Below are 17,378 nucleotides of genomic sequence, written 5' to 3'. Positions count from 1 at the left end.
CGTTGATCAGTTGACCCGGCTGACGACGTAATCGTTGAGGTCGATCAACAGGTTCCGAAGCTCGCTGGGCGGCAGGGTTTCCATGGCTTTCTTGGCACGCCCGGCCCAGGCCAGCGCTTCTTGCCGGGTCGCCTCCAGCGCGCCGTGCTTGTTCAGCAGGTCGATGGCGTGGTCAAGGTCGCCGTCCTGCTGATCCCCTTTTTCGATCACCCGCTTCCAAAAGGCTTTCTCTTCCGCGTCGGCCGCGGCAAAGGCCTTGATCAGCGGCAGGGTCAGCTTGCGCTCGCGGAAGTCATCGCCAAGGTTCTTGCCGGTCGCATCGGACCCCCAGTAGTCCAAGAGGTCGTCAACAATCTGGAAGGCGATGCCAAGGGCGTCGCCGTAATCGAACAGCGCCTTCACTTCCTCCTCGGGTCGTTCGGCAATGACGCCGCCGACTTCGGTTGCCGCCGAAAATAGCGCCGCCGTCTTGCCGCGCACCACTTGCAGGTAGGTCGCCTCGGTGGTGGTCAGGTCCTGCGCTGCCGTCAGTTGCAGCACCTCGCCCTCAGCGATGGTGGCTGCGGCGTTGGACAGGATGCGCAGCACCCGCAGGTTGCCGGTTTCTGTCATCAACTGGAAGGAGCGCGCAAAAAGATAGTCACCCACCAGCACGCTGGACTTGTTGTCCCACAGCAGGTTCGCGGTGGGTCGTCCGCGGCGTTTCTTGCTTTCATCCACCACGTCGTCATGCAGCAGGGTTGCCGTGTGGATGAATTCGACCGTCGCGGCCAGATGGATGTGGTAGGGGCCGTCATAGCCGCACATCCGGGCCGCGGCCAATGTCAACAGAGGGCGCAGACGTTTGCCTCCGGCCTCGACCAGATGCGCTGTCACTTCCGGGATGCGCGGCGCATGTTCCGAGGCCATCCGCGTGCGGATCAGGGCGTTGACTGCGTCCAGATCACCCGCCAGCAAGGTGGCAAGGCGCTCATGCGGCTTCTGGGTGGCTTCGTCCAAGCTCATCAAACTCCCGTGCAAGGCTCGACAAACCGTAGGCCTTGTCCTTACATCCCCACCATGGAAGAGCTCTTGCGCACAAACGACATCACGTTGATCCCGCTGGTCCGAACCCTCCTGAACGAGGAGGGTATAGACAGCTTTGAACTGGACGTAAACATGAGCGTACTCGAGGGCTCCATAGGCATTCTGCCGCGGCGCCTGATGGTACGCGCCGACCAGATCGAACAGGCCCGGCGCCTGCTGCGCGAGGCCGGGGTGAACTTTGAGGGCTGAGCCCTTTTCCGCGGACGCGCTGACCGAGGATGCGATGCTGGGCGGCAAGGTGCGCCTGTTGCAACCAAGGGACGGCTATCGCGCGGGCACCGATCCGGTGGTTCTGGCTGCCGCCGTGGCAGCCGTACCGGGGCAAAGCGTTCTGGAATTGGGATGCGGGGCCGGGCCGGGCCTGTGTTGCCTTGGCATCCGGGTTCCGGGATTGCGCTTGACGGGGCTGGAATTGCAGCCGGGCTATGCCGCATTGGCGCGCCAGAACCTGACCCTGAACAAGCTTGAAGGCGAGATCTGGACGGGCAACCTGTCTGAACCGCCGCCACAGCTCAGGGCGCAGAGCTTTGACCATGTGTTTGCCAATCCGCCCTACTTTGAGGCGGGCAAGCGGATCGAGGCCGAGGAAAGCGGGCGGGAAATCGCGTTGGCCGGCGACACGCCGCTGACGGATTGGGTCACATGCGCGGCCAAGCGGCTGAAGCCCAAGGGCTATGCCACCTTCATCCAGCGGGCCGAGCGGTTGCCGGATCTGCTGGTTGCGATGCAGGGGCGGTTGGGCGCGATCGAACTTTTTCCGTTGCTGCCGCGCTTGGGGCGTGCGCCGCGCCTTGTTCTGGTGCGGGGCCGCAAGGAAGGGCGCGCGCCGTTCCGCTTTCACGCGGGCGCGGTGATTCATTCTGGTGATCGTCACGAAGAGCCGGGCAACCGCTACACGGACCGCTTTGAGGCAATCATGATGCGCGGTGCGGCGCTGGAATTTCCGGCATCGGTGAAGTGACCTATATCTCTGTTACATTTTTGTGAATTCATGATGCACCCGCAGCGTGACTTGAGAGAAATTCTGTGATGCACTGAGAGTCTCATCATCTGAAAGGAGGATCCCATGAGCTTGAGTTCGCACCTGCAGGAACTGAAAAAGAAGCATCACGCCCTGTCGGAGGCTGTGGAAGAGGCGCAGCGCGCCCCGGGAACTGATGACCTGCATATTGCGGATCTGAAAAAACAGAAGCTGAGGATCAAGGAAGAGATCACGCGGCTGTCGCCGCAAACGGTTATGTAACCGCGCTTTTGGGGGCCTGTCCCGGCGCGACGCGGCCAAGGTGCCCCGTCTTTCACGCTTGGGACAGGTCTTCGACGGAAATCAGCGTTTTGCCATCAAGGCCTGTCGGCAATGCCCTGATCTCTGAAAAGAGCCAGTCCCGGAAAGCAGCGATCTGAGGTCGGCTTTCCGTCCCCTTCACGCAAAGAAACCGGAATCGGGCCGAGGTGGTCAGCGCGATCTTATAGGGCGCGACCAATTGCCCGGAGGCAAGTGATCGCTGCGCCAGGGAAGTGCGGGAAAGTACGACGCCACTGCCTGCCAGCGTGGCGTCCAGCGCGTGATCGGCCTGTGAAAATCTTGCGGCCGGCGTTGGGACCTGATCGATTCCGCAGGCGTTGAACCATTGGCGCCATCCGGCGGGCGGATCCATGAAATCATGTGAGGCATCGTGCAGCAGCGGTGCGTCCAACAGGCTTTCAGGTGTCGGATATTGCGCCGCAAGTTCGGGGCGCATCATGGGGGTGATGCCTTCGTCGAGGAAATGTGCGCTGTACAGCCCTTGATCGCGGCCATATCCGTAGCGGATCGCCACATCGATCTCGTCCCGGTCGAAATCCATCATGCGCAATCCGGCGATGAACCGCAGTTCGATCTCGGGGTGGGCCTGCGCAAACCCATATAGCCGAGGTGCAAGGCATTTGGCCGTAAATGCCGGCCCTGCGGTCACGGTCAGCTTGCCGGTGTCCTGCAACCTGCGCGCTGCACGCCATGCCGTCATCAACCGTTCAAACCCCTGCGTGGCTCCGGGGGCAAGGATGCGACCGGCCTCTGTCAGTTCGACAGCCCGGTTCAGGCGGTGAAACAACGGCGCGCCCAGATGCTCTTCGAGGTTCTTTATCTGAAAGGACAGGGCGGCGGGTGTCACGTTCAATTCATCCGCTGCCTTGGCAAAGGACAAGTGGCGCGCAGCAACTTCAAAAGCGCGCAGGGCGGTCAGAGGGGGCAGTCTGTCGGACATGGATACATAAGTATATCTTAACTGACCGCCTGAAAAGTCTCGTTTGTCGTCGGTCACCCGCCTGACTATCCTAACGAATATCAAGGATTGCTTACCCTACGAGGACTTCAATGTTCGAATCTGCCATCGATATGCGTCACCGCGATGCCATCCGTGCCGCGCATGATGCGCGCGGAGCCCTTGTCTCTGGCCTTTGGCAGATGGTTTTCGCCTGGCGTCGCTGACCGCAGGCCGCGAGTCTCCCCGCTCCCGCCGGTCTAGTCCGGGCAACAAGCGCCTCCGAACCGTCAGGCTCCGGAGGCGCTTATATTTTGGGGATTCCGTTCCGACGCGTCAGATCACGATCGGGAAGGGAACACGCCTCGAATGTTCACGCAGTATTTTCCGCCTTGGCTGGGCACCATGCTGGTCATGTCGGGAAGGGCAAAGGTGGTGCGACCGTCGCCACCGTATTGAACCCCGAACAGGGCGAACAACGCCGAATATTCGCTGATCGAGAGGATCTGTCCATTTGCTTCCCTGGTGCCAACCGGGCAGAAATTGCCGCCGAACAGCCAGATCGCTCCAAGGTAGGCTTCGGTGGATTGCGCGGTCGCCGGGGCGGGCCCCTGGCCCAGGGTTAACGCAAGGGCCATGCAGGTCAGTGTCTTTTTCATTGCTGTCTCCTTGTTGGTGCAGTCCGCCGACTGCCCTGACAAGGTAACCTATAAAGAGAAAAGGGCCGCATGGATTCAACCACGCGCCCCTTTAGCTTTTGATAATCAGGTTAACGGTCGATCAGACGAAGAACTGAGCGCCGTTGGCCGAGATGGTCGAACCGTTGATAAAGCCGGCGTCATCCGAGGCAAGGAAGGTCACGCAGCGCGCGATTTCCTCGGGCTCGCCCAGACGTCCTGCGGGGATCTGCGGGATGATGACGTCGTTCAGGACTTTCTCGGGAATCGCGCGGACCATTTCGGTGCCGATGTAGCCGGGGCAGATCGCATTGGCGGTGATGCCTTTGCGGGCGCCTTCCTGTGCCAGCGATTTCACGATGCCCAGATCGCCCGCCTTGGTGGCCGCATAGTTGACCTGACCCATCTGACCTTTTTGGCCGTTGATAGAAGAGATCACGATGATGCGGCCAAAGCCGCGCTCACGCATGCCGGGCCACACCGGGTGCACGGTGTTGAAAACGCCGGTCAGGTTGGTGTCGACCACCTCTTTCCACATGTCCGGGGTCATCTTGTGAAAGGCCGCGTCGCGGGTGATGCCGGCATTGGCGACTACCACGTCGATCGGGCCAAGATCAGCTTCGACCTGTGCGATGCCTGCCTTCGAGGCGTCATAGTCGGCCACGTTCCACTTGTAGGTCTTGATGCCCGTGGCTTCGGTGAAGGCGGCGGCCTTTTCATCGTTGCCGGCATAGGTCGCGGCGACCTCGTAACCTTCTGCCTTGAGTGCCTTGGAAATGGCTTCGCCGATACCGCGGCTGCCGCCGGTGACGAGTGCTACACGTGCCATGAGAGTTCCTCCAGTTCTACTGTCCGTCGTTGGTAACTTCGTTACCTTTGTGGTTTGGGTTGCGCAACATAATTGCGCAGACTTGGCGGTTTTTTCGGTGGACCCGGGGTGGGGCCGAAATCTGGCCAAAAAAAGGGGCGCCCCGCAGGACGCCCCTGATATGCGGTTCCGCGAGCCTTACGGGCGCTCCACGCAAAGAGCGACGCCCATGCCGCCGCCGATGCACAGCGTGGCGAGGCCTTTCTTGGCGTTGCGGCGCTTCATCTCGAACAAAAGGGTGTTCAGCACGCGCGCGCCCGAAGCGCCGATCGGGTGGCCGATGGCGATTGCGCCGCCGTTGACGTTCACGATGGCCGGATCCCAGCCCATGTCCTTGTTCACGGCGCAGGCCTGAGCGGCGAAGGCTTCGTTTGCTTCGACAAGGTCGAGATCCTCGACCTTCCAGCCGGCTTTATCCAGCGCCTTGCGCGAGGCGTAGATCGGGCCGACGCCCATGATCGACGGATCCAGACCGGCGGTCGCGTAAGAGGCAATACGCGCCAGCGGTTCGATGCCGCGCTTTTCCGCCTCATCCGCGGACATCAGCAGGGCACCGGCCGCGCCGTCGTTCAGGCCCGATGCGTTGGCGGCTGTGACCGACCCGTCCTTGGTGAAGGCCGGGCGCAGTTTCTGCATGGCTTCGATGGTGGCACCGTGGCGGATGTATTCATCCTTGTTGACAAGAATGTCGCCCTTGCGGGTTTTCACGGTGAAGGGAATCACCTCGTCGTCGAACTTGCCTGCCTTTTGGGCGGCTTCGGCCTTGTTCTGCGATGCAACGGCGAATTCATCCTGCATTTCGCGGGTGATCTGCCACTGGTCCGCCACGTTCTCAGCGGTCTGGCCCATGTGGTAGCCATTGAAGGCATCCCACAGGCCGTCGCGGATCATCGTGTCGATGTATTTCATGTCGCCCATCTTGTGACCGGCGCGCAGGTGCGCGGCGTGGGGCGAAAGGGTCATGTTTTCCTGGCCGCCGGCGGCGACGATCGAGGCATCGCCCAACATGATGTGCTGTGCGCCCAGCGCAACCGCGCGCAGGCCCGAACCGCAGACCTGGTTGATGCCCCAGGCAGCCGCTTCTTTGGCGAAGCCGGCGTTGATATGCGCCTGGCGTGCCGGGTTCTGCCCCTGGGCCGCGGTCAGCACCTGGCCGAGGATGGTTTCCGACACATCCTCTTTGGCGACACCGGCGCGCTCGACCAGAGCTTCCAGGACGGCAGCGCCAAGATCATGCGCCGGAGTGTTGGCAAAGGAACCGCCAAAGCTGCCGACAGCCGTCCGGGCAGCACTTGCGATAACGACGTTGGTCATATGTTGTCCTCCAGGCAAGCGGGAGCCTCACAGAAAGACGCGGATCCGCCGGTTGCGGGCCCTTCTCTTCCTCGCTTGTCGCAAGGGAAATAGCCGAAACTCAGGAGCATAACTACCGGACAGGGTGTCTCATCCCGAAGTTGCATGGCGGATATGCATGCAATTCGTGGCGCGATGAGGTCAACCGGCGCGCCGGTCGGCGTCCGATTGCCGCCATGGCGGCCGCACGCTGGGCGCGGCAAAGAGATAGCCCTGCAAACAATCGATCCCCAAGGCGGCAAGGCAATCTGCATCGTCCTGCGATTCGACCTTTTCCGCGACGGTGAACATGTCGAATTGTTCGGCAATTTTTACCATTGCCCCGACCAGAACCTGATTGTCAGGGTCGGCCGCGACGCCATCGCAGAACTGGCCATCGATCTTGAGCACATCAAAGCGGAATTCCTTGAAGTGTCGCAGGGCCGTGTAGCCGGCGCCGAAATCATCAATCGCAAAGGTGATTCCCCGGCGTTGCAGATCGTCCATGAAGCTGACCACAAGTTCAGGCACCAGCATGGCCGAGCTTTCGGTGATTTCGAGAATCAGGCGTTCCGCGATGGTGGCATCCTGATCCAGCCCGCGATTCAGGATGCGCATCCATTTCTTGTAACCGATAGACCGGGCCGACATGTTGATGGACAGGCGCAGCCCCGGCACCTGACCCAGTTCTGCCAGCCCCTTTTCCAGAGCGATGCAATCAAGGATGCGCCCGTATTCCGTATCTTCGACCGTTTCGATGAATTCGGACGCCGGGATCACCCGCCCGGTTTCGTCGAGAACGCGGATCAACCCTTCGTAAAAGGCGGTGCGGTCCTGTGCCTGCGCCTGCATCACGGGTTGATAGGCCAGCATGACCTGCCTGTGCTGGATCGACTGCCGAACCATCTCCATGACGGACTTGTCGCGCGTCATGACTGCATGTTCCAACGCATTGCGCGCGCCACCGTCGAATGCTGCCGATTTCGCCACTTCCGCCTCCGTGCCGTGGTCCTGCCCTATTTGCGACCCGAGGTGTGAAACAATTGTTAATGTTCCGGTTTGGTTCAAATTGTACGCGCCCCGGCGAGGCCGCTTGACAGCCGTGGTTCCGCCTGTATAAGCGCCGCTTCATTGGTGTTGGTGGCCCCCGCAAGGGGATGCCTGTCGCTCCGGCCTAATCCGGAAAGAGGACAACGCCCTTCGAAACCTGAACGAAGGAGATCAGCCGTGACCAAACGCACGTCTGCCAAGTACAAAATCGACCGCCGCATGGGCGAGAACATCTGGGGCCGCGCAAAGTCGCCCGTCAACCGCCGCGAATACGGCCCGGGCCAGCACGGTCAGCGCCGCAAGGCCAAGATGTCCGACTTCGGTCTGCAGCTTCGCGCCAAGCAGAAGCTCAAGGGCTACTACGGCGACATGACCGAAAAGCAGTTCCGCCGCATCTACGCCGAAGCCGAGCGTCTGAAGGGCGACACCGGTGAAAACCTGATCGGCCTGCTCGAGCGTCGTCTGGACGCCGTCGTGTACCGCGCGAAATTCGTGCCGACCGTCTTCGCAGCCCGTCAGTTCGTGAACCACGGCCACGTTCTGGTGAACGGCAAGCGCGTGAACATCCCCTCGTACCGCGTCAAGGAAGGCGACGTTATCGAGGTGCGCGAGAAGTCCAAGCAAATGGCAGCCCTGCTGGAAGCAACCCAGCTGCCCGAGCGTGATGTTCCGGACTATATCGAAGCGGATCACTCCAAGATGACCGCAACCTTCGTCCGCACCCCGCAGCTGGGCGATGTGCCTTACGCCGTGGTGATGGAACCGAACCTCGTCATCGAATACTACGCACAGAACTAAGTGCATGCAGGCCCCGGGCCTGCCTCCGACAGGAATCTGGAAAGGCCGTCCCCCGGGGCGGCCTTTTCCATTTGGTTCGGAGGATCAGCCGACGTATCGTAAGACCGAGATGTGAATCCGATCGGTTCGGCAAAGGGAGAGGCGATATGGCGGGGATTGTAAGGGCGGCGCTGATCGGCCTTTGTGGGGCCGTTGTTTTTGCGCCGGGTGCCGGCGCGCAGATGGCCGGTCATGGTCATGCAGGGGCGGGGCTGCACCATGGGGCCGACGGCACAGGGCATGACATGGTCAATATGCCGGGCCTGCGCGGTCTGGATGCAACGCCGGAGGAAAGCGCCGAACTGGCGGTAATGTTCCGCAACTTTACCAAGATCGACCGGCGGGTCGAAAACCTGCCGGACGGGATTCGCACGGTAACTTTCTCCAGTGATCCGGCTGTGATGGATGTGCTGGTCAGCCATGTGGCCGGCATGATTGCCCGCGTCGAAGAGGGACGTGACCCCAAGGTGATGATCCAAAGCCCGACGCTGGACGTCTTCTTTGCCCGGCACGATGAAATAGCGACCGAGATCGACATTACGGACGAGGGGATCGTCGTGGTTCAGACAGCGCGTGCGCCGGAACTGGTCGCGGCCTTGCAGACCCATGCGGCCGAAGTCACAGAGATGGCCGATCGTGGTATGGCGGCAGTGCACGAGATGATGATGCGCCGCGCCGGGAATTGACCGCTCCGGAAACAGTGACGCCGCACTCCTTGCGGAGCGCGGCGGTCAACTCGTCAGGCGGGAATGCCGCCTGCGACTGTGGTCTGGATCAGATGTAAAAGCTGTCGCGGAACACGTGGCGCACGATGTCAGCGCGCTGGATACCCATCTGGGCCAGCTCGGCGTCGGACATCGCGTTCAGCCGTTCGACAGTGCGCACGCGGCTGTTGGCTTCGGCGATGGAAACCAGACCGTTGAAAAGCTTCGTGAAGAAAGCTCCGAAGATGTTGCCGCTGGGAGCGGCGATTGCTGTGTGAACGTTTGCCATTGCAGGACTCCTCATTGTGATAATGGGTTCCCTCCCTTGGCCTAGATACTAGGTTTCGCTGCGGCGCAGCACCAGAGGCGCTGCTGCATAGCCGCCTTCGGGCCTCTGCATGGCTGCCGAAACATTGGGCAGAGTGTGTACAGGGATATCCGCAACCTTCTTCAACGGCGTTACAAAAATTTAGTCGTTTCGTCATGGAACGGATAACGACGCCCCGTAGCACGCGCCCAGACTTAGGGGGTGTTGCGTGCTACGCATCGAACAGTTGACCAAGCGCTTTGGCGCAAATGCTGCCGTGGATAACGTCAGCTTTACCATCGACAAACCGGCCATGATCGGCGTGATCGGCGCCTCTGGCGCGGGGAAGTCGACATTGTTGCGGATGATCAACCGTCTTGCGGATGCCACCGAGGGCACCATTGCCTTTCAGGGCAGGGACGTTACGCGGCTGACGGGCGGCGCCAAGCGCAAGTGGCAGTCCGAATGCGCCATGATCTTCCAGCAGTTCAACCTCGTGCCGCGCATGGATGTGGTGTCGAACGTCCTGCATGGCACATTGAACCGGCGGTCGACCCTTTCGACCCTGTTCAACCTCTATCCGACCGAAGACATCCACAAGGCGATCGAGATTCTCGACCGGCTGGGCATCGCCGAACACGCACCCAAGCGCGCCGAAGCGCTGTCCGGCGGTCAGCAGCAGCGTGTCGCAATCGCCCGTGCGTTGATGCAGGACCCGCAAATCATCCTCGCGGACGAACCCATTGCCTCGCTGGATCCGATGAACGCCCAGATCGTCATGGATGCGTTGCGCCGCATCCACGAGGAAGACGGTCGCATGGTCATCGCCAACCTGCACACGCTGGATACCGCGCGCCGTTACTGCGACCGGGTCATCGGCATGCGCAAGGGGCGGGTGGTTTTTGATGGGCGGCCCGATCAGCTGACCACCGGCGTTGCCCGCGACATTTATGGCGCCGGGGCCGAGTTTTCCGAGGCCGCAACCTCGACCGACATCAACGCGCTAGAACACGATCGCCAGCCGCTGACGGCCTGAGCATCGCTTTCCGTTTTCATCACCCCCGGTCAGCGATTGGCAGGGGCCACCAACAGAGAGGACGACGATGAAAAAGATCATTGCAGCTCTTGCAGCAACCACCGCGCTGGCCGCTCCGGCCATGGCACAGGAAATCACCGAGTTCCGCATCGGCATTCTGGGCGGCGACAACGTTCAGAGCCGTCTGAACAACTACCAGTGCCTTGCCGATTATGTTGGCGAAGAGCTGGGCGTCGAGGTCAAGATGTTCACCCCCGCCGACTATAACGGCGTGATCCAGGGCTTCCTGGGCGGCACTCTGGATCTCGCATGGTTCGGCGCTTCGTCCTACGCGGCGCTTTACCTGCAAGACCCCGAAGCGGGTGAGCCTTTCGCCGTCAAGACCAACCTCGACGGTTCCTATTCCTACCATTCGATCGGTTTTGCCCGTAAGGACAGCGGCGTGACCAAGATCGAAGATCTCGAAGGCAAGGTCTTTGGGTTTGGCGATCCGAACTCGACCTCGGGCTTCCTGATCCCCTCCGTCGAGATCCCCGACCAGTATGGCGTGACCATGGACTCCGGCGACTTCTTCGGTGAAGTGAAATTCACCGGCGGGCACGAGCAGACCATCGTTGCCGTCTACAACGGTGACATCGACGCCGGCGTGACCTGGGCCGACGGCCTTGGCAACTGGGAAGACGGTTATAACTCGGGTGCTCTGCGCCGCGCCGTGGACAACGGTCTGGTCGACATGAACGAACTGGTCCAGATCTGGAAGTCCAAGCCGATCCCCGAAGGCCCGGTCGTGATCCGCAAGGCTCTGCCCGCCGACGTTCAGGACAAGGTCAAGGCTCTGGTCCTGGGGCTCTACGCCAAGGACAAGGACTGCGCCTACAACGTGGCCTTTGGCGATACCGCCGGTTTCGAGCCGATCACGCATGAGGCGTATGAGACCATCATCGCCGTCCGCAAGAAGAAGATCGACGGCTGATCCACGGATCCGTCAAGACCATCGAACCCCGCCCCCTGCTAGGGGCGGGGTTCTCACATGAAGGCTGGGCAGATGACAGATTTGACGCAGGGCGCAACGCCGCTGAGCGCGACGCAAGACAGCTATATGGCCATGGTGCGCCAGAAACGGCTGTATAGCGGCATCGCGATTCTTGTTTTCATCGTTCTGCTGGTGTCCGGTTTCCGGGTTGCCAATGACCGCAACGCGGGCGGTTTCTTTGACGGGCTGCACCGGATCTTTGATTTTCCGGCGGACGTGATCAGCGAAGCCTGGGACAAGCGCGCCGACATGCTTGGCCTGCTGTGGAAATACCTGCCCGACCTGATCGAAACGCTGAACATCGCCGCCGTGGCCACGCTTCTGGGCGCGGCTCTTGGCCTGCTGTTGTCGCTTTTGTCGACGCGCGGGTTGGCGAAGTGGCCGGTATTGATCCCTGTCTTTCGTCGCATCATGGACGTGTCGCGCGCATTGCCGGAAATCGTGGTCGCTCTGGTGCTGATCTACATGTTGGGCGGCGGGCCGATCCCCGCCATGATCGCCATCGCCCTGCACACCGCCGGGGCGCTGGGCAAGCTGTACTCCGAGGTGAACGAAAACGCCGATCTCAAGCCGGTAGATGGCCTGACCTCGGTCGGCGCGACATGGAGCCAGCGGATGCTGCTGGGCGTGATGCCGCAAGTGGCGCCGAATTATCTCAGCTATGGGCTGTTGCGGTTCGAAATCAACATTCGCGCCTCGGCCATCCTTGGCTTCGTCGGGGCTGGTGGGATCGGCTACGAGCTGCGCAACTCGATGGCCTGGGGGCCGGGCCGGTTTGACGAGGCGGCGGCGATCTTCGTGCTGCTGTTCGTGACCATCGTCGTGGTGGACCAGTTGTCGTCTGCCCTGCGCAACCGACTGAGCGAAGGGGCCGGAAAATGACCGATGCCACCGTGAACCTGTCGCTGGCCCAGCGCCGGACCGAGGCGGAAACACTGTTCCGCCGCAAACGCCTGATTGCCATGGCCGTGCCAGCGGTCATCCTGTTGTATCTTGGTTATATTTTTGTGGCCTTCGACGTGGGCGGATTGGCCGAGCGTGCGCGGCTCGACAATGCGATGACGCTGATCCGGGATACTTACAGCTACAAGACGCACGTCACGCGTTCGAACCGCAACGGCGAATTGACCGTCGCCAAAGAGGGCGAGCGTCCCGCCACCTATCCCGAAGGCGTTACGCCTGACTGGGTGGATGTGGACGGGGAAACCGTGATCATCGACCTGCTCAAAGGGCACAGCGTCGTCTTCCTGCCCGGACAGACCGCGATTTACCGGCACCCGGAGTTCGGCGACATCACCGCCCGGCTGGATCCGGGCGTAACCATCGACATTCCCCTAGAAGACCTGCCCGACTGGATCAGTTACACCAGCGCACGGCTCGACATTCGCACCGAGGCGGGGCGCATGACCATGACCCGCGCCAGAACCGAGGTGTTCCGCTATTTCTTTGGCTGGGAACTGTTTTGGTTCACGCTGGACAGCCCCTATCATAACCGCTCGGTCCTTGAGGTCTTTTTCGGGCCGCAGATCGATCCGACGCGGGGCAACATTGCCGGCGCGTGGGAGGACTTCTGGGCAAACCCCTTGTGGCACCACGGAAAGGTCGCTTGGGCCATTGGCGAAACGATCCTGATGGCCTTCCTTGGGACCATGGGGGCCGCGTTGGTGGCTTTGCCGCTGGCTTTTCTTGCAGCCAAGAACTTTACGCCGGTTGTGGTGGTGCGCCAATTGGTGCGGCGCATCTTTGATTTCGTGCGCGGTGTGGATGCGCTGATCTTTACCATCTTGCTCAGCCGGGCTTTTGGCCCCGGTCCGCTGACCGGTGCGCTTGCGATCCTGCTGACGGACTCGGGGTCGCTGGGCAAGCTGTTTTCGGAAGCGTTGGAAAACGTCGATCAGAAACAAATCGAAGGGGTTTCCTCGACCGGCGCGAAACCTTTGCAACGCTATCGTTTTGGCGTGATCCCTCAGATCACGCCCGTCCTGCTGAGTCAGGTGCTGTACTACCTTGAATCCAACACCCGTTCCGCAACCATCATCGGTGCGATTACTGGCGGCGGCATCGGCCTGATGTTGACGCAGGCGATCATCACCCAGAAGGACTGGGAAGAGGTGAGCTATTACATCACGCTGATCGTGCTGATGGTCATCCTGATGGACTGGATTTCAGGCAAGCTGCGCCGCCGCCTGATCAAGGGGGACGGCAGCGGTCACTAGACTGCGCGGCGCTAAACCGGCGGCGCAACTGCGCGCGGCCACAGGAAGGACGACATGAAAAAACTATCCGCCGACGGCGCCCTTTTTCACGACGGGTGCACCGTCACCAACAGCGATTTCGGTCCCTATACCGAAGTGGGGCAGGGCAGTCGCATCGCCAATACCCGTTTCGGGGCCTACAGCTATTGCGACCGCTACGCTGACATTGCGAATGCAGAGGTCGGAAAATTCGCCAATATCGCGAGTTTCACCCGGATTGGTGCAACAGATCATCCGCTGGACCGCGCCAGCCTGCATCATTTCATGTACCGTTCGGCGTCTTACTGGGACGACGCGGCAGATGACGCGGATTGGTTCGCGCATCGCGCCGGGCGGATGGCCAAGATCGGCCATGACACGTGGATCGGTCACAATGCGCAGGTCAAACCCGAGGTCACCATCGGCAACGGTGCCGTTGTGGCCTCCGGCGCAATCGTGACGCGCGACGTTGCGCCCTATACCATCGTGGCGGGCATTCCGGCCAAGCCGGTGCGTGACCGTCTGCCGCAAGAGCTGGCCGAGCGGATCGAAGCGCTTGGCTGGTGGGAGTGGGGCCACGACGCGCTGCGTGACGCGCTGGAGGACTTCCGCAAGCTGAGCGTGCCTGCATTCCTTGAGAAATACGAAACCTGATCGGGGAGATCACGGTTCTGGAAAAAATATAGGCGGCCGAAAAAAAGGCCGCCCGTTTGGTTCTGAAATACCCTGGAACCACTCCAACACGCCCGGAACAATCGACTAGAAGACTCCGGCGAGTGGCCACACTCACAGGCGTTTCATTAAGCGGGTGATGTTACATCTATGTGAAGAATTCGGCGAAACGTGTGGGAAACGCGTGATTGTCACGCGTTCACTCGGCGGCCAGCCGCAACCCGCCGCTTGCTCCAAGAAAGCGATGCGCCGCTTCACCCGCAAGATGGGTAATTCGGCCTGCGCAAAGCGTCGCTTCGACGACGCGCGTGGCGGGGTTCACCACCACCAGATCTGCACGGCGACCATAGTCGATCACGCCGCGGTCTGGCATTCGCAGGATTTCTGAAGGCCGTGTCGAAATCATCGCCCATGCTCGTGGCAGATCCAATACGCCCTGATCCACAAGGTGAAAGGCCGCCTGCATCATTGCCGGATAGTAATAATCCGACACCAGAGCATCGCAGAGCCTTTCCTCGATCAGCTTCTGGGCCGAGATATTGCCCGACTGCGATCCGCCGCGCACCACGTTTGGCGCGCCCATCAGGATCGGATCACCCACCGCGCGGGCCAGCGCGGCGGCAGGGCGCCGTGTCGGGAATTCGCAGATCTTGGCACCGATCTGGGAATAGTATTCGCGCGTTTCGCCATCGCCGTCATCGTGGCTGCCATAGCTGACACCCAGAATGTCGAAGGCTTCGGCGAGGCGGCAGAGATAGCGCGGAACATCGCGCTTTTGCTTTTGCGCGTGGCGCACGACCTCAAGGTGTTCCTCGACCGAACGTCCGGCCTGCCGCGCCCAATGGGCAAGGCGCGCCGAGTCGATCCCCGCCAGTTGGGTGGCTTCGTCGAGGTGGTTGTTGAACACCACATAGTCGATCTTGTGCCTGCGCACCGCGGCCAGCAGCCGGTCGATGGTGTCGACCGTGTGAGTCTCACATCGGATCTGCACTCGCAGGTCGGTCAGCGCCATTTCCGCATAGTCATCCATCGCGCAGAGAAAAGCTTCGGCGTGGTCCGGGCCCCGTGCGCCGCCTTCCCAGCTCCAGCTGTGGGCCATCCATGCGGTGGTGATGCCGTTGGCCGCTGCGTCGCGGTCGGTCGCCTGCAAGGCGGTGCGGATCGGGAAGGGGGCCGTCGGGCGCGGTGCAAGGTGACGTTCGAATGCGTCACCATGCAAGTCGATGATGCCGGGCAGGATGAAATAGCCGCTCAGGTCCACCTCGGGCAGCGGTCCCTTGGAGATGCGGCCGTCTTCGATGGCGACGGACCGCGACTGCATCGCGCCTTCGCGCAGAACAGTGGCGCCAGTCAGGCGCAGGGAGGAGGGGGCAAGTGGCATGGAACGGCTCGGCACGAAAATTGTTCGGCCTGCCTACGCTTATTTTGTATCAGCGTAGTGACAGATTGCCCCAGACTTCCAAGAAAATAAGGCGTATTCGCGGCTAAGCTTCCAGCGTGAGGGCAACACGGTCCCCGGCGAACAGGGTTTCGCCGTATTCGATGGCCACGCCGTCGGGGTCAATGTTGACGCTGGAGGTCTTGAGGATGGGCGCGCCTTCGGCAAGCCGCAGGCGAACCGCCTGCGTGGGGGTCGCCAACAGCGCCGTCACCCGGGTTGATGCGCGCGTGTAATCCATGATCCCGCAGGCTGCCAACGCATCCGTGACAGTATCGGTGCTATGCAGCGCCTCGAGGAAGTTCGGTATGCGCCGCGCGGGAAAGACCCCGGCGCCCAGTGCGATGGGCACGCCATCGGCGGTGGCCAGTGTTTCGTAGACATGCACCGGGTCGCCCGGGTCGATCGCCAGGGCGCGCGCTTCTCCGGGATCGGCAGAACGTGTTTCCGACATCAGGATTTCGCGCCCCGGGACACGGCCTGCCGCCCGCAGGTTCTGGTTGAACCGCACGCGCCGTCCCAGCGGATAATCCGTGGGGGTGGCCGCGACAAAGACACCGGCGCCGCGACGCGAATGGACCAGCCCACCGTCCGACATGGCCTGCAAGGCGCGGCGCACCGTGTGCCTGTTCACACCGAAACGGGCCGAAAGCTCTGCCTCGGTCGGCAGCTTGTCGCCGGGACGATAGCGTCCGGCAGCAATGTCCCGGGTCAGGTTGTCAGAGATGGCGGTCCAAAGCGCGGGGCGCGGCATGTCATGAAACTTTCACCGGGGCGGGCTTGTCCGACTCGGGGGAGCGGGGTAGAACTTGTCTAGTTGTATATTTATTCAGACAACTCCGCAAGGTGTCTAGATGCAAGAGCAGACCGCCCGAAAGAACTGGATGAGCCTTCTGGCCAAATCGCCGCCCCCGGCGCTGAACGCGCTGATGGAAGGGCGCGACATGCCCGGATTCACATGGCTTCGCGCGCCCGAGATCGGGGCAGCCATGGTGCGCGGTCGCATGGGCGGCACTGGCGCGCCCTTCAACATGGGAGAGATGACGGTGACCCGCTGCTCGTTGCAGCTTGACGATGGCACCGTCGGCCATGGCTATGTGCAGGGCCGCGACAAGGCGCATGCCGAACGGGCGGCGCTGGTGGATGCGCTGATGCAGACCGACGCGGCCGAGACGGTCGAGGCCGACGTTCTGACCCCGTTGCGTGCCCGGATGGCAGATCAGGCCAAGACCCGTGCCGCCAAGGCCGCGGCCACGAAGGTCGAGTTCTTTACTCTGGTACGAGGAGAGGATTGATGGACGCCACTGTTCTCAAGGGCGGCTTTGCCGATGCTCCGGTCGAATCCTCTCGCGCTTTTCGGGTGGCCATGCAGGCCATGGCGCGGCCGGGGTCGATCCACGACATCACCGGCGCCGTCCCGCCTGCACCGCTGTCCCCGGCGGCTGCGGCGCTGATCCTTACCCTATGCGATCCTGAAACCGGGGTGCATCTGGCCGGTGAGCATGACTGCAAGCCGGTCCGCGACTGGATCACCTTCCATGCGGGCGCGCCGTTGGTTGGTGCGGAAACCTGCGACTTTGCCGTCGGGACATGGCAGGCGCTGCACCCGCTGGACCGTTACCGCATCGGCACCTCGCAATACCCGGATCGGTCCGCGACGCTGGTTGTCGAATGCGATGCGCTGTCCTCCGAAGGGGCTATGCTCAGCGGGCCGGGCATCCGTGACACGGCCCGTTTTTCGTTGCCCGAGGTCGCGGCCTTTCAGGCCAATGCGGCCCGTTTTCCATTGGGCTGGGATGCCTATTTCTGTGCTGGCTCCCGGCTGGCCGCGCTGCCGCGCAGCACCAAGGTAGAGGGCTAAGCC

At 61.7% G+C, this 17,378-nt stretch carries 21 protein-coding genes; 12 read left to right on the top strand and 9 right to left on the bottom strand.

What is annotated here, in order from left to right; all coding sequences use genetic code 11:
* Positions 1-6: 6 nt before the first annotated feature.
* Positions 7-1,005: a polyprenyl synthetase family protein gene (locus KJP30_RS10825; RefSeq protein ID WP_218449143.1), complete on the bottom strand. Its 999-nt coding sequence runs from the start codon at positions 1,003-1,005 to the stop codon at positions 7-9.
* A 54-nt stretch (positions 1,006-1,059) separates the two neighbouring features.
* Here KJP30_RS10825 and KJP30_RS10820 point away from each other — a divergent pair, with 54 nt between their 5' ends.
* The 3 genes from KJP30_RS10820 to KJP30_RS10810 all read left to right on the top strand — a co-directional run bounded on the left by KJP30_RS10820 (position 1,060) and on the right by KJP30_RS10810 (position 2,329).
* Positions 1,060-1,275 (top strand): putative signal transducing protein, encoded by a 216-nt coding sequence (locus KJP30_RS10820; protein WP_218449142.1) that lies wholly within the window; start codon positions 1,060-1,062, stop codon positions 1,273-1,275.
* Positions 1,265-2,047, top strand: coding sequence for a tRNA1(Val) (adenine(37)-N6)-methyltransferase (locus KJP30_RS10815; protein WP_224874120.1), 783 nt, complete (start codon positions 1,265-1,267; stop codon positions 2,045-2,047). Before KJP30_RS10820 ends, KJP30_RS10815 begins: the two co-directional genes overlap by 11 nt.
* Before the next feature lie 105 nt (positions 2,048-2,152).
* Complete coding sequence (locus tag KJP30_RS10810) at positions 2,153-2,329, top strand: YdcH family protein (protein ID WP_218449141.1); 177 nt, start codon at positions 2,153-2,155, stop codon at positions 2,327-2,329.
* 52 nt (positions 2,330-2,381) lie between these two features.
* Here the strand turns inward: KJP30_RS10810 and KJP30_RS10805 are convergent, their stop codons facing one another.
* The 5 genes from KJP30_RS10805 to KJP30_RS10785 form a co-directional block, all read right to left on the bottom strand.
* On the bottom strand, positions 2,382-3,329 hold the full coding sequence (locus KJP30_RS10805; protein ID WP_218449140.1) for a transcriptional regulator GcvA: 948 nt from the start codon (positions 3,327-3,329) through the stop codon (positions 2,382-2,384).
* Between the two features lie 338 nt (positions 3,330-3,667).
* Positions 3,668-3,985: a phage tail protein gene (locus tag KJP30_RS10800; RefSeq protein WP_218449139.1), complete on the bottom strand. Its 318-nt coding sequence runs from the start codon at positions 3,983-3,985 to the stop codon at positions 3,668-3,670.
* A gap of 121 nt (positions 3,986-4,106) precedes the next feature.
* Positions 4,107-4,832, bottom strand: a complete 726-nt coding sequence (gene phbB, locus KJP30_RS10795) for an acetoacetyl-CoA reductase (RefSeq protein ID WP_218449138.1) — start codon at positions 4,830-4,832, stop codon at positions 4,107-4,109.
* Between the two features lie 177 nt (positions 4,833-5,009).
* The gene (locus tag KJP30_RS10790; RefSeq protein ID WP_218449137.1) at positions 5,010-6,185 is read right to left on the bottom strand and encodes an acetyl-CoA C-acetyltransferase; all 1,176 of its coding nucleotides are present in this window, start codon (positions 6,183-6,185) and stop codon (positions 5,010-5,012) included.
* A 180-nt stretch (positions 6,186-6,365) separates the two neighbouring features.
* Positions 6,366-7,136, bottom strand: coding sequence for an EAL domain-containing protein (locus KJP30_RS10785; protein WP_218450116.1), 771 nt, complete (start codon positions 7,134-7,136; stop codon positions 6,366-6,368).
* Between the two features lie 294 nt (positions 7,137-7,430).
* Between KJP30_RS10785 and rpsD the strand changes: the two genes are divergently transcribed.
* Positions 7,431-8,051: a 30S ribosomal protein S4 gene (rpsD, locus tag KJP30_RS10780; RefSeq protein ID WP_218449136.1), complete on the top strand. Its 621-nt coding sequence runs from the start codon at positions 7,431-7,433 to the stop codon at positions 8,049-8,051.
* Positions 8,052-8,197: 146 nt separating this feature from the next.
* On the top strand, positions 8,198-8,776 hold the full coding sequence (locus tag KJP30_RS10775) for a hypothetical protein (RefSeq protein WP_246594466.1): 579 nt from the start codon (positions 8,198-8,200) through the stop codon (positions 8,774-8,776).
* A gap of 88 nt (positions 8,777-8,864) precedes the next feature.
* Here the strand turns inward: KJP30_RS10775 and KJP30_RS10770 are convergent, their stop codons facing one another.
* A complete protein-coding gene (locus KJP30_RS10770; RefSeq protein WP_218449135.1) occupies positions 8,865-9,083 on the bottom strand; it encodes a DUF1127 domain-containing protein in 219 nt (72 codons plus the stop codon).
* Positions 9,084-9,330: 247 nt separating this feature from the next.
* Here KJP30_RS10770 and phnC point away from each other — a divergent pair, with 247 nt between their 5' ends.
* From phnC to KJP30_RS10745, 5 genes are all read left to right on the top strand, one after another.
* A complete protein-coding gene (gene phnC, locus KJP30_RS10765) occupies positions 9,331-10,137 on the top strand; it encodes a phosphonate ABC transporter ATP-binding protein (protein WP_218449134.1) in 807 nt (268 codons plus the stop codon).
* Positions 10,138-10,204: 67 nt separating this feature from the next.
* Positions 10,205-11,110 carry a phosphonate ABC transporter substrate-binding protein gene (gene phnD, locus KJP30_RS10760; protein WP_218449133.1) on the top strand — a complete coding sequence of 302 codons (906 nt, stop codon included), beginning with the start codon at positions 10,205-10,207 and terminating at the stop codon, positions 11,108-11,110.
* Positions 11,111-11,182: 72 nt separating this feature from the next.
* Entirely contained in the window at positions 11,183-12,052 is an 870-nt protein-coding gene (phnE, locus tag KJP30_RS10755) for a phosphonate ABC transporter, permease protein PhnE (RefSeq protein WP_218449132.1), read from the top strand.
* Positions 12,049-13,386 (top strand): phosphonate ABC transporter, permease protein PhnE, encoded by a 1,338-nt coding sequence (gene phnE / locus KJP30_RS10750; protein WP_218449131.1) that lies wholly within the window; start codon positions 12,049-12,051, stop codon positions 13,384-13,386. Before phnE (KJP30_RS10755) ends, phnE (KJP30_RS10750) begins: the two co-directional genes overlap by 4 nt.
* Positions 13,387-13,440: 54 nt before the next feature.
* A complete protein-coding gene (locus KJP30_RS10745; protein WP_218449130.1) occupies positions 13,441-14,058 on the top strand; it encodes an LbetaH domain-containing protein in 618 nt (205 codons plus the stop codon).
* A 217-nt stretch (positions 14,059-14,275) separates the two neighbouring features.
* Here KJP30_RS10745 and KJP30_RS10740 read toward each other — a convergent pair whose 3' ends face one another.
* Positions 14,276-15,457 (bottom strand): alpha-D-ribose 1-methylphosphonate 5-triphosphate diphosphatase, encoded by a 1,182-nt coding sequence (locus KJP30_RS10740; RefSeq protein WP_218449129.1) that lies wholly within the window; start codon positions 15,455-15,457, stop codon positions 14,276-14,278.
* 103 nt (positions 15,458-15,560) lie between these two features.
* Entirely contained in the window at positions 15,561-16,268 is a 708-nt protein-coding gene (gene phnF, locus KJP30_RS10735) for a phosphonate metabolism transcriptional regulator PhnF (RefSeq protein WP_218449128.1), read from the bottom strand.
* A gap of 100 nt (positions 16,269-16,368) precedes the next feature.
* Here phnF and phnG point away from each other — a divergent pair, with 100 nt between their 5' ends.
* Together phnG and phnH are read left to right on the top strand one after the other, a co-directional pair.
* Entirely contained in the window at positions 16,369-16,809 is a 441-nt protein-coding gene (phnG, locus tag KJP30_RS10730; RefSeq protein WP_218449127.1) for a phosphonate C-P lyase system protein PhnG, read from the top strand.
* Positions 16,809-17,375: a phosphonate C-P lyase system protein PhnH gene (phnH, locus tag KJP30_RS10725; RefSeq protein WP_218449126.1), complete on the top strand. Its 567-nt coding sequence runs from the start codon at positions 16,809-16,811 to the stop codon at positions 17,373-17,375. The genes phnG and phnH overlap by 1 nt, the downstream gene beginning before the upstream one ends.
* Positions 17,376-17,378: the final 3 nt, after the last annotated feature.

The organism is Antarctobacter sediminis (genome assembly GCF_019218285.1).
Classification (GTDB): Bacteria; Pseudomonadota; Alphaproteobacteria; order Rhodobacterales; family Rhodobacteraceae; genus Antarctobacter; species Antarctobacter sediminis.
This window is presented reverse-complemented; position numbering and strand designations above follow the sequence as displayed.